Below are 14,272 nucleotides of genomic sequence, written 5' to 3'. Positions count from 1 at the left end.
GTTTCAGTCTTTCATGTTCGACGCGGCATTCTCGCCGTCGTCTGTGCTGCGCATATGCCGATCTTCCCAGCGGGTCAGCAGCTTCTTGCCGAAGAAGACGACCAGCAGAAAAAGCACGATGATTCCCACGAACACGTAACCGGCGAAGTGCACCCGGTCCACGAGCTCACGGAAGCTGCCGGCAGCCAGAGAGCTGACCGTCACATATGCCGTTGCCCAGATGAGGCATGCCGGTGCTGTCCAGGCGAGGAAACGACGGTATGAGTAGGTGCTCATGCCCACGGTGAGGGGGACGAGGGAGTGCAGGACCGGGAGGAAGCGCGAGATGAAGATTGCAATGCCGCCCCGCCGTGCCAGATATTGCTCGGCCCGCGTCCAGTGCCGTTCGCCGACCTTCGTACCGATCCAGGAATGGCGAATACGTGGCCCCAGCCAACGTCCGAGCCAGAAGCCGATGCTCTCGCCGATCAACGCTCCCGCCACCACGACGAGCACCATCGCCACTGCTTCGGCGACCCCTTCGACGCCCATGGACGCGATGATCACGATGGTGTCACCCGGGACGATCAAGCCGATCAGGATGCTGGTCTCCAACATGACAGCGATACCGGCGATCAGTGTGCGGGCAATCGGGTCGACTGCCTGTACAGCATCGAGAAGCCATTGGAGGAAGTCGTCCACGCACACGAGAATACGTGCTTGATCGAGCCTTACGCTGAGAGGGTGCCGCACCTCTCGCCGCTGGAACTTCGACGTCTGGATTCTTCCCTCGATGTCATCGGTGCGTTCGGTGCGCTCGCCGCGGAGTTTACCGACGTGTTCTGGCTGGATGCCGGAGACGGAGCAACCCAGGGCTGGAGTGTTCTCGGTACCGGAGATCTCGATGCGCAGGGGCCGGGGAACGTGCTGATCGACGCGGACCCCGCAGTGCTCGCCGCGCCGGCAGACGCTCCGCCGTTTCGTGGTGGCTGGGTCGGATGGCTGGACTTCGAATCAGGGGCGGCGGCTGCCGGTGCAACAGCGGCCGGCTCCGAGGTCGGGCCCGCCTGGATACGCGTGCGCGCCGCCATTGCGATTCATCACCCGACCGGCGCGGTATGGATGCTGGGGGCAGACCCGGTGCTCGAGCGCTGTGTGCAGGTGAAGGCCGGCGCAGCATCCGCGGCAGCATCCGACCGAACCGTCGCCGTCGCACGGCACACGCCGGAGGAGTACGAGAGTCTCATCGAGCAGTGCCGCGCCGTAATCCGCGCCGGAGATGCCTACCAGTTGTGCCTGACGACACGGTTCATCGTGCCGGGCCGGCACGATCCGCTGGAGACCTACCTGCGGCTGCGGAGCGCGACCCCCGCCCACCACGGCGGATTCGTGCGGATCGGTGACACAGCACTGCTCAGCGCCAGTCCGGAGACTTTTCTGCGTGCATCCGGCGGCCACATCCAGACCCGGCCGATCAAGGGGACGCGTCCGCGCGGGGTCACACCTGCAGAAGATGCGGCGCTCGCCGCAGAGCTCCTCGACAGTCCCAAAGAACGCGCCGAGAACGTCATGATCGTCGACCTCATGCGCAACGACCTGTCCCGTGTCTGCGTTCCGGGTTCGATACAGGTCGACGAACTGTGGAAGATCGAGTCCTATCCGGCCGTTCATCAGCTGGTGTCCACGGTCACCGGGAAGGCCAGCAGCGGTCTCACGGTGAACGAGCTGTGGGCGGCAGCCTTTCCGGCCGGCAGCATGACCGGAGCGCCGAAGCTGTCGGCGATGACCGTGCTGCACGAGCTCGAGCGTTACCGGCCGCGGGGCGTGTACAGCGGCTGCTTCGGCTACGTCGGTGTTGACGGAGCTGTTGATCTGGCGATGGTCATCCGCAGCATCCTGATCACAGCGGAGGAAGCCGTTATCGGCGCGGGTGGCGGCATCACCTGGGGCTCGGTGGCTGTTGCCGAAGTCGATGAGGTCGCGACGAAGGCACGGGCGCCGTTGACGGCTCTGGGCGCGGAACTTCCGGAAGCGTGGCGCCGGTAGGGATCGGATATCCTGGAAGTTCCTGACTTTTTGCGCAGTCCGCTTCTATGTGATTGGCCGTTCGTTGTCTGAAAATCTGTCCCCCTCCACCGAGGCCGCCGACGAGTCGCTGTCGGTGCACGCTGTCCAAGCCAAGTGGCAGAAGTACTGGGCGGATAACGACACGTTCCTCGCGGGCGGTGAAGAAGACACCAGGCCGCGCAAGTTCGTGCTGGCGATGTTCCCGTATCCCTCCGGTGACCTGCACATGGGGCACGCCGAGAACTACCTGTACTCCGACATCGTCGCGCGCTTCTGGCGGCACCGCGGACACAACGTTCTGAACCCGATCGGGTGGGACTCCTTCGGGCTTCCCGCGGAGAACGCCGCTATCCGCCGCGGGGCCGACCCGCGCGAGTGGACGTACCAGAACATCGATCAGCAGAAGGTGGGCTTCAAGGCCTACGGCGTATCGTTCGACTGGTCGCGCGAGCTGCACACCTCCGACCCGGAGTACTACCACTGGAACCAGTGGCTGTTCCTGAAGCTGCACGAGCGGGGGCTCGCCTACCGCAAGAAGAGCCCGGTCAACTGGTGCCCGAACGACCAGACTGTGCTGGCGAACGAGCAGGTCGTCGATGGTCGCTGCGAGCGCTGCGGCACCGAGGTCATCAAGAAGAAGCTCACGCAGTGGTACTTCAAGATCACCGACTACGCAGACCGCCTGCTGGATGATCTGAACCAGCTCGAGGGTCGCTGGCCGCACAAGGTGCTGCAGATGCAGCGCAACTGGATCGGGCGCTCGATCGGTGCCGATGTCGACTTCGTCATCGAGGGCCGCGAGGAGCCGGTGACGGTGTTCTCGACGCGTCCGGACACCCTGCACGGTGCAACGTTCTTCGTGGTGGCACCGGATGCCGAGCTGGCTGCAGAGCTGGTCGCCGATGCGTCGCCGGATGTGAAGACGGCTTTCCAGGAGTACCTCGCGAAGGTGCAGAAGACCACCGATATCGATCGTCAGGCCACGGATCGGCCGAAGACGGGTGTCTTCCTCGAGCGTTATGCGATCAACCCGGTCAACGGTGAGAAGCTGCCGGTCTGGGCTGCGGACTACGTGCTGGCGGACTACGGTCACGGCGCCGTGATGGCTGTTCCCGCACACGATCAGCGCGACCTCGACTTCGCTCGCGCATTCGATCTGCCAGTCAAGGTCGTTGTCGACACGACGGCTCCGATCACCGGTGCGATGCCGGTGATCGAGGTAGACGAGGATGGCGTTCCGATTGACACGGGCGCTGCGAGTCTCGACGCCCAGCATCCATCGGTCACGGGTGTCGCGCTCACGGGCGAGGGACGCATGATCAACTCGGGCGAGCTGAACGGACTGTCCAAGCGCAACGCCGTCGCACGCGCCATCGAGCAGCTCGAAGCCAACGGCAATGGTCGTGCGGCCAAGAACTACCGTCTGCGCGACTGGCTGATCTCCAGGCAACGCTTCTGGGGCACACCGATCCCGATGCTTCATCACGAAGACGGCCACGTCACGCCGGTGCCAGAAGATCAGCTGCCGGTGAAGCTGCCCAGCGTCGCCGGACTCGACCTCACGCCCAAGGGGACGTCCCCCCTGGGCGCTGCAGAATCCTGGGTGCAGACCGTCGACCCCGTCAGCGGTGACCCCGTGCTGCGCGATGCCGACACCATGGACACCTTCGTGGACAGCTCGTGGTACTTCTTGCGGTTCCTCTCGCCGAACAACGACAAGGTGGCGTTCGAGACGAGCGAGGCGGACCGCTGGGCGCCGGTCGACTCGTACATCGGCGGTGTCGAGCACGCGATTCTGCACCTGCTGTACGCACGCTTCATCACCAAGGTGCTGTTCGACATGGGGCTGATCGACTTCACTGAGCCGTTCAGCAGCTTGATCAACCAGGGCATGGTCATCCTCGATGGCGCGAAGATGTCCAAGAGCAAGGGCAACCTGGTGCTGTTCCAGGAAGAGCTCGACAAGCATGGTGCCGACGCTCTGCGTGTCGGCCTTGCGTTCGCCGGACCCGTGGAGGACGACAAGGACTGGGCCGATGTCTCCACGACCGGTGCGCAGAAGTTCCTCGCCCGTGCGCTGCGACTGAGCAATGATGTGGCGAGCCCCGTCGACGTGCTGTTCAAAGACGGCGATGCGGCGCTGCGCCGTGGCACCCACCACCTGCTGGCTGAGGCACCCGGGCTCGTCGAACAGACGAAATTCAACGTGCTCGTCGCACGCCTCATGGAGTTGGTGAACCTCACCCGCAAGACGATCGACTCCGGCGCCGGGGCCGCGGACCCCGCGGTTCGCGAAGCGGTGGAGACCATCGCGGTGATGCTCGATCTCATTGCGCCGCACACTGCGGAGGAGATGTGGGAAGCGCTCGGGCACGAGCCGTCTGTGGGCCTGGTGACCTGGCGTCAAGCAGATCCGGCGTTGATGGTGGACGAGACGATCACCGCTGTCGTGCAGGTCGGCGGAAAGGTTCGTGCGCAGCTCGAAGTCTCGGCGAAGATCAGCGAGGCAGAGCTTGAGGCGCTGGCGCGAGCTGATGAACGTGTCATCCGCGCTATCGGCGACCGGGAGATCGTGAAAGTGATCGTCCGTGCACCGAAGATCGTGAGCTTCGCCGTCAAGGGCTGAGTCTTTCTGCACACCCGCGCCGAGGCATGACTTCTCCACGGATGCCGTGATCGGCGCCGCCGCCTGGATGACGGTCTGCCTAACGTGGCGGAGTGTCAGCGACTGAATCGGCGACCGCTCGCCCCAGGGCATCTCGCCTGAAGTTGAGTATCGGCGCGGCCGTCGTGCTCGGGCTGGTCGTGCTGTCGGCTGCGGTCGGCCTCGGCATCATGCGCGGGCAGACGCAGCCGGTGCAGACGGTGCAGACGGAAGTCGCAGGCGGCGAGGAGAGCGCGGTCGGCGGCGAGATATATGTGCATGTGCTCGGCCAGGTCGAAAATCCTGGGCTGTACCTGCTCGATGTCGACGCCCGCGTCGTGGATGCCCTGTCCGCAGCGGGCGGGACGCTGGATGATGCCGACCTGCAGGCGGTGAACCTGGCACGGCCGCTCAGCGACGGTGAGCAGCTGCTCGTGCCGGTCATCGGGGAACCTGTCGACACCGGCGGGGCAGCACAGCACAGCGATGGGTTGGTGAATCTCAACAGCGCCGATCAGGCGGCCTTGGAGGCGCTGCCTCGGATCGGACCGGCGCTGGCGCAGCGAATCATCGAGTGGCGCGAGAAGAACGGCCGCTTCCAGGCCGTGGAAGATCTGCTGGCGGTCTCCGGCATCGGGGAGAAGCTTCTGGCCGGGCTGCAAGATCTGGTGCGGGTGTGAACGGCAGCACGCGTGTGCGCGATCTTCGCCTCGTGCCGCTCGCGCTGGGCGTATGGGCTGCGGCGCTCGTCTGCGTCGTCGTGCCGGATGCCGCGGGCTGGTGCGTCGCGGCCGGCGTCGTGGTGGGCGCTGCCGTGCTGGGCGTGCTCGCGCGGCAGTCCGTGCGCGGCGTACGTTCGGCGTCGCGTCTGACGTCGATGGTCGCAAGCGGGGGACTGATGGCAGTCGTGGCGCTGGCCATGGCTGCCGTGGCGATGACGGCCGGTTTCGCTGCACCGCAACGAGCCGAAGCCGAAGAACTCGACGGTCGTTTCATCGAGGTCGTCGCTGTGATCTCATCATCGTCGTCGATCGGAACCGATCAGCGGCTGTGGTTCGACGTGCAAACCTCGCGCGCAGGTGTTCCCGGTGATCCCGATCCGCTGGCGGTGCCGATGCGCGTCGGAGTCGATCCGGTATCCGGACTCGATCTGGGGGCGCTCGTTCGAATCGGTGGGCAGGCGAAAACGACCGATCCTGGCGAACGCGCGGCGCTGGTCATCTTCGGCACGCGGGCGGAGATCATCCAGCCAGCGAGCGGTGTGTTCGACGTCGCGGCGCAGGTACGAGAAGACCTCGTTGAGCGGGCCGTCGCACTGCCCGAACCCGGGGCGGGATTGCTGCCCGGGTTGGCGGTGGGCGATACCCGGGCAGTGTCCGAAGAGCTGAACGCAGCCATGCTGACATCGGGCCTCAGCCACTTGACCGCTGTGTCGGGCGCCAACTGTGCAATCGTGGTGGGTGCGGTCTTCTGGCTGGTGTCGCTCTGCGGCGGCGGCCGCACACTGCGGGTGGTTCTGGCTCTGATCGCCCTTGCCGCGTTCGTGGTTCTCGTAACGCCCGAACCCAGCGTCATTCGCGCGGGCGTGATGGCGGGGCTGGCGATGCTCACGCTGCTGTGCGGGCGTCCGAGCGCCGGGGTGGGCGTGCTCTGCCTCGCGGCTGTGGCGATTCTCATCGCTGACCCGTGGCTGGCGGCGACGCCCGGGTTCGCGCTGTCTGCCGCGGCGACCGCCGCACTCATCGTGCTCGCGCCGCCCGTGTCGCGGGGGCTTGCCCGGTGGATGCCGGCGCCCCTGGCCCTGGCCATCGGCATCCCGTTGGCAGCCCAACTCGCCTGCGGCCCGATCATCGCGCTGTTCGCCGAGCAGCAGTCGATCGTCGGCATCCCTGCGAATCTGCTCGCTGGGCCCATGGCACCAATCGCTACTGTCATCGGCCTGCTGGCCTGTCTGGCCGCTCCCATTCCGCCGCTGGCCGATCTGTTCGCGGCGTTCGCCTGGTTGCCGGCCGCGTGGATCTCGACCACCGCGACGGTTTCGGCGAATGTACCGGGCGGAACCGTGCTCATCGTCCCGGGAATCGGGTCTGCGCTGCTCGTGACGATTCTCAGCGGTGCGTTGGGGGTGCTGCTGTGCACGGGCGGGTTTGCGGCGATCCGCTGGGTGCGCGGAGCATCCATCGCGGTGCTCGTGATCATGGCGGCGCTGCTGGGATCTCGGATGCTGCTGACCGGGCCGCTGGCGGCAACGGCGGTTCCGGAGCGGTGGTCGATCGCCGCATGCGATATTGGTCAGGGCGATGCGCTCGTCATACGATCTGCCGGGCAGATTGCACTCATCGACACCGGCATGGACCCTGACCTGCTCTCAACGTGTCTCAATGCGCTGGCGGTCGACCGGATCAACCTGCTGGTCTTGACGCACTTCGACGCGGACCACGTCGGGGCGGTGTCAGTGATCGAGGGGCGTGTCGACACTGTTCTGCACGGACCCAGTGAATCGGCGGACCAGCGCGAACTGCTCGCACGCCTCGTTGGTGGTGGGGCGCGGCTGGTCTCCGCATCCACCGGGTTGCACGGCACGCTCGGATCAGCATCGTGGAAGGTGCTGTGGCCACGGAAGGACTCGGCAGCGTTCCCGGCAGGCAACGACGCCAGCGTTGTGATCGAATTCGACGGGGGAGACGTGCCGCGATCGATCTTCCTCGGCGACATCTCGGCGTTGCCGCAACGCATGCTCAGCCCGCAGCTGACTGGCCCCTACGCCGTGGTGAAGGTTGCGCACCATGGCAGTGCTGACCAGGATCCCGGCCTGTACGAGCGTCTGGGGGCTGCTGTGGCGATCTTCAGCGCCGGGGTGGACAACGACTACGGGCATCCGCGTGATGAGGCTCTTGACCTTGCTGAGGCTGCTGGCGCTCTCGTTGTACGCACGGACCTTCAGGGCCGCATCCTGATCGGACTCCGGGACGGAGAACTGTTGGTGTGGACGGAGCGGGAGAAGGGTTCCTAGCAGGCGCTGTGGCCTGGGGATGCTGGAGGGCTTGTATCATCCGTCCGAAGCGCTCAGGATGGATGCGGGGGAAGAATGCAAGCCGGTGAACCAGATCGAGACGCGAGCGCTACGCGCACCCGTGTGAAACGGTGGATGCGCGTCTCTTACGCGTGCATGGCTACGGCCGCGCTGGCTGTCGCGGCAATCGGAGCGGGTACGCACCTCGGCTCACGCAACGAGAACCCTCCGCAGGCTGCTGCCTCGAGCACAGAACACGATGTGTCAGACCACATCGAGGCTCCGGAGTCGCACACCGCGGGATTCTCCGAGGTGGCGAAACGGTTTGCTGAGAGCGCCATCGCCGAGGCGTCAGTTCGCTCGGCAAGCGTCTACTCGGCGACGACGATGGAAGAGCTCGCCGAGAAGAGTCGAGCGGCCCGGGAAGCTCTCATCCGGTCGGCCATCGAATCTGGTATGAATGTCGACCTCTCACGGTTCCCGGATGCTGCTGCGATGTCGTCCATCGGCGAGTTCATCTGGCCGGTCGCGAACGCCAGGATCTCGGACCACTTCGGCGCGCGAGGCGGGCGGCACCAAGGCATGGACCTCGCCGCCGCGGGCGGAACACCGATCACGGCTGCGTCGCCCGGAATCGTCGTGCTCTCCAGCGAGTCGCATTACGGCTACGGTGTCGCCGTCATCATCCAACACATCAACGGCGTGCAGACGCTCTACGGGCACTTGACCCACGGCAGCCGCGCCGTCAAAGAAGGCGACTGGGTAGAAGCCGGGGATCCGATTGGCCTCGTGGGGAACACCGGCCACAGCTTCGGTGATCACCTGCACTTCGAAGTGCGGGTCAACGGTACGGCCGTCGATCCACGCCGCTACCTCGATGGCGCAGGGGATCCCGTCGTGGTTGCACCGTGGACTCCGATCACGGGTGGCACGCCAGCGCAGGTTCCGGAGCCTCCGAAGCCTGAGCAGCCGGCGAAGCCGACGTCCACGCCGACACCGACACCGACGGGCACTCCGACGCCGACACCGACGCCGAAGCCGAAGGACCCGCCAGGCACGCCGACACCGACTCCGGATCCGACACCGACGGACCCGCCAGGCACGCCGACACCGACACCGACGGACCCGCCAGGCACTCCGACACCGGATCCGGATCCCACGCCCACGGACCCGCCGTCCACGCCGGAACCCACGGATCCTCCGGCAGCACCGGAGCCCACGCAACCTCCATCTGAACCGGAGCCCACAGCCCCTCCGGCCGCACCGGATCCTCCGGCGCCGCCGGCTCCGACGCAGGAGCCATCGGAGCCGCCCAGCACGCCCGAGCCATCGACGTCTGCCGCGCCCGAGTAATCCGCGAAAGCACTGCTGCACCCTGCCCGGACAGCACCGAGGATGTCCCCAACCCCGGGTAGGCTCGGAACATGGCCGCTCCTCGTTCCTCAGCTCGTGGTGGCGCGAAGGCAACGAAAGTCCCGCAGGTGTCTTGGCGCGAACCGCGACCAGCGCCGATCGTGCTGGTTTCGGGGCCGGAAGAGGTGTGCGCTGAGCGCGCCATCGCCGGCATCCGTGACTACCTGCGCGTCGAAGATCCGGCATTGGAAGTCAGCGACGTTCGCGCGGACGACTACGCCCCGGGCACGCTGCTGGCGCTCACCTCGCCGTCGCTGTTTGGCGAGCCGCGACTGGTCCGGGTGGCCGGCGTGGAGAAGTGCTCGGATGCTTTTCTGCAGGAGGCGGTGTCGTACCTCAGTAACCCGCAGGAGGGCGCGACGGTGCTGCTACGGCACACCGGTGCGAGTGTCCGCGGGAAGAAGCTTCTTGACGCCCTGCGTTCTGGCACGGGCGGCGGCATCGAGATCGCCTGCCCGACGATCAAACGAGACAGCGATCGGGTTGATTTCGCCGCCGGGGAATTCACCGCGGCCCGGCGCCGCATTGCCCCGCAGGCTCTGCGCGCCCTGGTCTCAGCGTTCGCTGATGACCTCACAGAACTTGCTTCTGCATGTCAGCAGCTGATTCGCGATGTCGAGGGAGACATCAGCGAAGACACGGTCACCAAGTACTACGGCGGGCGGGTCGAGGTATCGGCGTTCGTCGTCGCCGACACGGCGATCGCGGGCCGGTACGGCGAGGCACTGGTCGCTCTGCGCCACGCGCTGGATTCCGGTGCCGATCCGGTGCCGATGGTTGCCGCCTTCGCCATGAAGCTGCGCACGATGGCCCGCGTGGCCGGTCAGCGCGAGCCGAGCCGCAGCCTCGCACAGCGGCTGGGAATGAAGGACTGGCAGGTGGATCGAGCCCGCCGCGACCTCAGCGGATGGAATGAGCGGTCTCTTGGCCTCGCCATCCAGGCGACGGCGAGGGCGGATGCCGAGGTCAAGGGTGCTGCCCGCGACCCGATCTTCGCGCTGGAACGCATGGTCACCGTCATTGCGACGAGAGCCCCGTTCGGCGAGTAGTCGCCCCACCCGGTCGCCCCGGAACTCTTCCGCGCTGCACACTTGCAGTGCCGATGCACGGATGCAGGGGCATCCATCGGCGTTTCGCCCTGCATCCGTACGATCGCCCTGCATCCGGACGCGCACGCGGGGAGGTAACATCCGGACGCGCACGCGGAGATGGAACGTCCGGACGCGCACGCGGGGAGGTAACATCCGGGCGTGCACGCGGGGATGGAACGTCCGGACGAGCACGCGGGGATAGAACGCAAGAAGCCCGCCCCGCGAACGGGACGGGCTTCTCGAAAAGCTTCAGCTCGGCTTGAATCAGCTCAGAGAGCTGCAACCTGCTTCGCGAGCGAGGACTTGCGGTTAGCAGCCTGGTTCTCGTGCACGACGCCCTTGCTGACGGCCTTGTCGAGCTTCTTCGACGCGAGCTTGAGCGTTGCTTCAGCAGCGGTCTTGTCGCCCTTGGCAATGGCCTCGCGGGCGTTGCGGACGACAGTCTTGAGCTCCGACTTGACAGTCTTGTTGCGAGCCTGAGCCTTCTCGTTGGTCTTGTTGCGCTTGATCTGCGACTTGATGTTTGCCACGCGTGGAAACTTCCGTTCAGTGATGGATGGGATATGTCGAGAGCAGAAGAGGGCTGCTGTTCGACGTTCGTGAGGGATAAACCCACACGCAAGCCAAGAACCAACTCTATCAGGTCTCGGCTGAGTTCATCGCGCGCCGCTCGCACGGTGTCGCTGGATACGGCATGCTGGCGCTAACCGAGCAAAGGGGCTCTTCATGGTGGATGCATTCGGCCGACCGTCAACCCCGCCCGCGGGCCTGCGCTGGTCCGCAGCGACGGCAGCCTTCCAGATCGAGGGTGCGCGTCATGGCGACGGCCGTGGGCGGTCGATCTGGGATGACTTCGTCGATACTCCGGGACAGGTTGTGGATGCCACGACCGCAGAACCCGGACCTGCCAGCTATGAACACTTCGCGGAAGACATCGCGCTGCTGCAGGGGCTCGGCGTGGACCGGTATCGCTTCTCGATCTCGTGGGTTCGCGTGCAGCCGGACGGCCGCGGCAGGCCCGAGCCTCGGGGCATCGCCTACTACGACCGACTCGTCGACGGTTTACTCGAGGCCGGTGTCACGCCGTTTCCGACGCTGTATCACTGGGACTTGCCCGCCACGCTCGAGGCGGACGGCGGCTGGCTCGTCCGCGACACAGCCGAGCGTTTCGCGGAGTACACCGAGATCGTCGCTGCCGCGCTCGGTGATCGAGTGAAGCACTGGTACACGATCAACGAGCCGATCTCGACCGCCCTGCAGGGCTACGCGATCGGTGAGCTGGCTCCAGGTCGGCAGCTGCTGTTCGACGCGCTGCCGACTGTCCATCACCAGTTGCTCGCGCACGGTCTCGCAACCGGCGTGCTTCGTGAGCACGGAGCGGATGCCGTCGGCATCGTCAACAATCACACCTGGGTGCGTCCGGCCACCGACTCCGAGGCAGATCAGACCGCCGCGCACCTGTACGACCTCATCCACAACCGCCTCTTCGCCGACCCCGTACTGACCGGAAACTATCCAGATCTGCGGCCGTTGGGCGTCGATCTTCCGATACAGAACGGCGACATGGACATCATCGCCACGGCATCCGATTTCTACGGCGTGAATTTCTACAATCCGACCACGATCGCCGCAGCGCCGGCCGATGCACCCGTGCCGTTCGTGCAGGGGCCCACGCCGGGAGTCGCGCACACCGGTTTCGGTGAGCTCTGGCCCATCGACCCAGCTGCTCTGACCGCGTTCCTGACCGAGGCCGCTCGACGCTACGGCGACCGCCTGCCGCCGATCATCATCGGTGAGAACGGCGCCTCATTTCCAGAACCGGATGTGGTGGATGCCCCGATCAGAGACAGCGATCGGGTCGCCTACCTGGCCGGTCACATCGGCGCGGTGGCTGATGCGATCACCCAGGGCGTGCGCATTGAGGAGTACACGGTGTGGAGCCTGCTCGACAACTTCGAATGGGCCGACGGATTCACGCAGCGCTTCGGGCTCGTGCATGTCGACCACGAAACCTCGAAACGCACCCCGAAACGCTCTTATGACTGGTACCGGACGCTGATCGCGGAGAGCCGGCGATGAAGTCGCTGCTGCCCCGTGAGGGAAGAGTCGGTGCAACCTGGCTGAGTCTGTTCGCCGTCGCGTGGTTGGCAGTCTGGACCGTACAGCTCACACCGGTGCAATTGCTGCTCCCGCTGCAATTGGACACCCCGGGCGCCGAGAGCGATTGGATCACCGGCGTCATCTGGTCGGGGCTGATCCTCTCGGTCGGCGGAATGGCGGGGGTTTTCGCCGGACCGCTGGCCGGGATGCTGTCCGACCGCACAGCATCCCGGTGGGGAAGACGCCGGCCCTGGGCGATCGGGGGCTCCACACTCGCCGCGGTTTCACTGCTGCTGACGGGGGCGGCAACCGAGCCACTCGCTGTTGGCGCAGCCTGGGTGGGAGTCTCGATCGGGGTCGCTGTGTTGTCTGCGGCCCTGACCGCCATGATCGCCGATCAGGTTTTCGTGCAGCGGGGCACAGCATCCGCCCTCGTGAGCTCCGCCCAAGCGGTCGGAATCGTGGTCGGTGTCGGCGCCGTGGTGCTGCTGGGACTGAGCATCGGTGCCAGCTACCTTCTGCTGGCCGCCATCATCCTGATCGTCGGGGTGGGGACGGCGATTTTGCTGCCTGACCCCGTTGTCGCTCACCGGAAGCGAGACAGCACCGAGAGTGTGCGTGATCGGCTCGGTGCACTGCAGGACAGGAATTTCGTGTGGGTGCTGGTGAGCCGGTTCACAGTCAACCTCGGTAACGCGCTCGGAACGGCGTTGCTGTTGTTCTTCCTGCTCTATGGAGTCGGTTCTCCGGCCGAGAGCGCAGAGGCTGATCTGTTGGTGCTCATCGTGATCTACACCATCTTCGTGGTCGCAGCATCCCTCGTTGCCGGATCCATCTCCGACCGAACCGGCAAGCGCAAATCGATCGTACTCATCGCGGCGCTCATTCAAGCGCTCTCAGCCGTCATGATCCTGATCTCTCCGACGTTCATCGGAACCGCGATAGCGGCCGGTGTGATGGGTGTGGGGTACGGCGCCTATATGGCGGTAAGTCTCGCGCTGGCCACGGATCTGCTTCCGCGCGTCGAACACCATGCCCGCGATCTCGGTGTGGTGAATGTCTCGGCGAGCCTCGGACAGCTGTTGGGGCCGCTGCTGGGCGCAGGACTGGTCGCGGTCGTCGGCGGTTTCTGGCTACTGTTCCTGATCGCCGGAATCCTGTCAGCGGTGGGCGCCCTTATGACTGTGGCCGTTCGTCTTTCTGCAGCGTCGCTATTGCCAGATCCAACAGGGCATTGAACACCCGCGGCCGCATCGCGGTTACGAGATGGGATGTGCGCGGGACGACGATCAGCTCGGAATGCGGTGTGAGGCCCTGGAAGAGGCGCTCCTGCATGCGCAGCTGATCGAACTGCCCGTTGATCCACCACAGTGGCATGCGCAGCCGATGCAGGTCGGCGGCCAGATCGAGCGCGCCGAGACTCGCCAGAGCGATGTCCTGCGCATCGAAGGCATAGCCGCCGGCAGCGAAGTCGGCGCGCGTATCGCGGGGGAGCGTCGCCTGAAGAACCCGGTTCGTCAGCCACATGCCCTGATCGGGGAGCGCATTGAACGTCCGTGCGAGGGTGCGATAGGTTGTCAGCCCGACCCCGCGGGGGAAAGCGGTGCAGGACGCCCCGATGAATCCGGCGACCGGCGGCGCAGATGCGTCTCCGGCGTACGCAATCGAGAGCAGGCCACCCATCGAATGCCCCACGAGCAGCACCGGCCCGCGGCCGGCCGAATCCTGCACAGCCTCATCGATCGCGGACAGTGCACCGGTGAGGGTGAATGTCTCGGCCATGCGCGTACCGTGCCCGGGCAGCTCGACCGCTGTGGCCTCGATATCGCGTTCAGCGAGATGCGCGAGCTGCGAACGCCACATCGTTTGCGACGTGCGGATGCCATGCACGAGGACAACCTGGATGCTCACGCCTCCAGCATAAAGAAAGCGGGGCCGGTGGAAAACCACCGACCCCGCTTCGCG

General features: G+C 65.8%; 11 protein-coding genes. 8 read left to right on the top strand and 3 right to left on the bottom strand.

What is annotated here, in order from left to right:
* Positions 1-3: 3 nt before the first annotated feature.
* Entirely contained in the window at positions 4-681 is a 678-nt protein-coding gene (locus ACW5CM_RS08460) for a DedA family protein (protein ID WP_457124753.1), read from the bottom strand.
* An 18-nt stretch (positions 682-699) separates the two neighbouring features.
* Between ACW5CM_RS08460 and ACW5CM_RS08455 the strand changes: the two genes are divergently transcribed.
* The 6 genes from ACW5CM_RS08455 to holA all read left to right on the top strand — a co-directional run bounded on the left by ACW5CM_RS08455 (position 700) and on the right by holA (position 10,165).
* Positions 700-2,025: an anthranilate synthase component I family protein gene (locus ACW5CM_RS08455; protein ID WP_457124752.1), complete on the top strand. Its 1,326-nt coding sequence runs from the start codon at positions 700-702 to the stop codon at positions 2,023-2,025.
* Between the two features lie 64 nt (positions 2,026-2,089).
* Positions 2,090-4,672 (top strand): leucine--tRNA ligase, encoded by a 2,583-nt coding sequence (gene leuS, locus ACW5CM_RS08450; RefSeq protein WP_438255749.1) that lies wholly within the window; start codon positions 2,090-2,092, stop codon positions 4,670-4,672.
* A gap of 92 nt (positions 4,673-4,764) precedes the next feature.
* On the top strand, positions 4,765-5,370 hold the full coding sequence (locus ACW5CM_RS08445; RefSeq protein WP_457124751.1) for a helix-hairpin-helix domain-containing protein: 606 nt from the start codon (positions 4,765-4,767) through the stop codon (positions 5,368-5,370).
* The gene (locus ACW5CM_RS08440; protein ID WP_457124750.1) at positions 5,367-7,703 is read left to right on the top strand and encodes a ComEC/Rec2 family competence protein; all 2,337 of its coding nucleotides are present in this window, start codon (positions 5,367-5,369) and stop codon (positions 7,701-7,703) included. The genes ACW5CM_RS08445 and ACW5CM_RS08440 overlap by 4 nt, the downstream gene beginning before the upstream one ends.
* Before the next feature lie 135 nt (positions 7,704-7,838).
* Positions 7,839-9,056: a M23 family metallopeptidase gene (locus ACW5CM_RS08435; protein WP_457124749.1), complete on the top strand. Its 1,218-nt coding sequence runs from the start codon at positions 7,839-7,841 to the stop codon at positions 9,054-9,056.
* Between the two features lie 71 nt (positions 9,057-9,127).
* Positions 9,128-10,165, top strand: a complete 1,038-nt coding sequence (gene holA, locus ACW5CM_RS08430) for a DNA polymerase III subunit delta (protein ID WP_438255753.1) — start codon at positions 9,128-9,130, stop codon at positions 10,163-10,165.
* Between the two features lie 311 nt (positions 10,166-10,476).
* Here holA and rpsT read toward each other — a convergent pair whose 3' ends face one another.
* Positions 10,477-10,737, bottom strand: a complete 261-nt coding sequence (rpsT, locus tag ACW5CM_RS08425; protein WP_438255754.1) for a 30S ribosomal protein S20 — start codon at positions 10,735-10,737, stop codon at positions 10,477-10,479.
* A gap of 196 nt (positions 10,738-10,933) precedes the next feature.
* Between rpsT and ACW5CM_RS08420 the strand changes: the two genes are divergently transcribed.
* Positions 10,934-12,286, top strand: a complete 1,353-nt coding sequence (locus ACW5CM_RS08420) for a GH1 family beta-glucosidase (protein ID WP_457124748.1) — start codon at positions 10,934-10,936, stop codon at positions 12,284-12,286.
* Complete coding sequence (locus ACW5CM_RS08415; protein WP_457124747.1) at positions 12,283-13,545, top strand: MFS transporter; 1,263 nt, start codon at positions 12,283-12,285, stop codon at positions 13,543-13,545. Before ACW5CM_RS08420 ends, ACW5CM_RS08415 begins: the two co-directional genes overlap by 4 nt.
* Here ACW5CM_RS08415 and ACW5CM_RS08410 read toward each other — a convergent pair.
* The gene (locus tag ACW5CM_RS08410) at positions 13,484-14,218 is read right to left on the bottom strand and encodes an alpha/beta fold hydrolase (RefSeq protein ID WP_438255757.1); all 735 of its coding nucleotides are present in this window, start codon (positions 14,216-14,218) and stop codon (positions 13,484-13,486) included. The genes ACW5CM_RS08415 and ACW5CM_RS08410 overlap by 62 nt on opposite strands.
* Between the last annotated feature and the right edge of the window lie 54 nt (positions 14,219-14,272).

Source organism: Microbacterium wangyouchuni, from assembly GCF_054072595.1.
The sequence above is the reverse complement of the archived record's forward strand: the minus strand, read 5'-3'. Positions and strand labels throughout refer to the sequence as shown.

Coding starts and splice junctions, on each gene's coding strand:
- ACW5CM_RS08435 (WP_457124749.1), top strand. CDS start 7,839: ATGCGCGTCTCTTACGCGTGCATGGCTACGGCCGCGCTGGCTGTCGCG.
- holA (WP_438255753.1), top strand. CDS start 9,128: ATGGCCGCTCCTCGTTCCTCAGCTCGTGGTGGCGCGAAGGCAACGAAA.
- ACW5CM_RS08420 (WP_457124748.1), top strand. CDS start 10,934: ATGGTGGATGCATTCGGCCGACCGTCAACCCCGCCCGCGGGCCTGCGC.
- ACW5CM_RS08415 (WP_457124747.1), top strand. CDS start 12,283: ATGAAGTCGCTGCTGCCCCGTGAGGGAAGAGTCGGTGCAACCTGGCTG.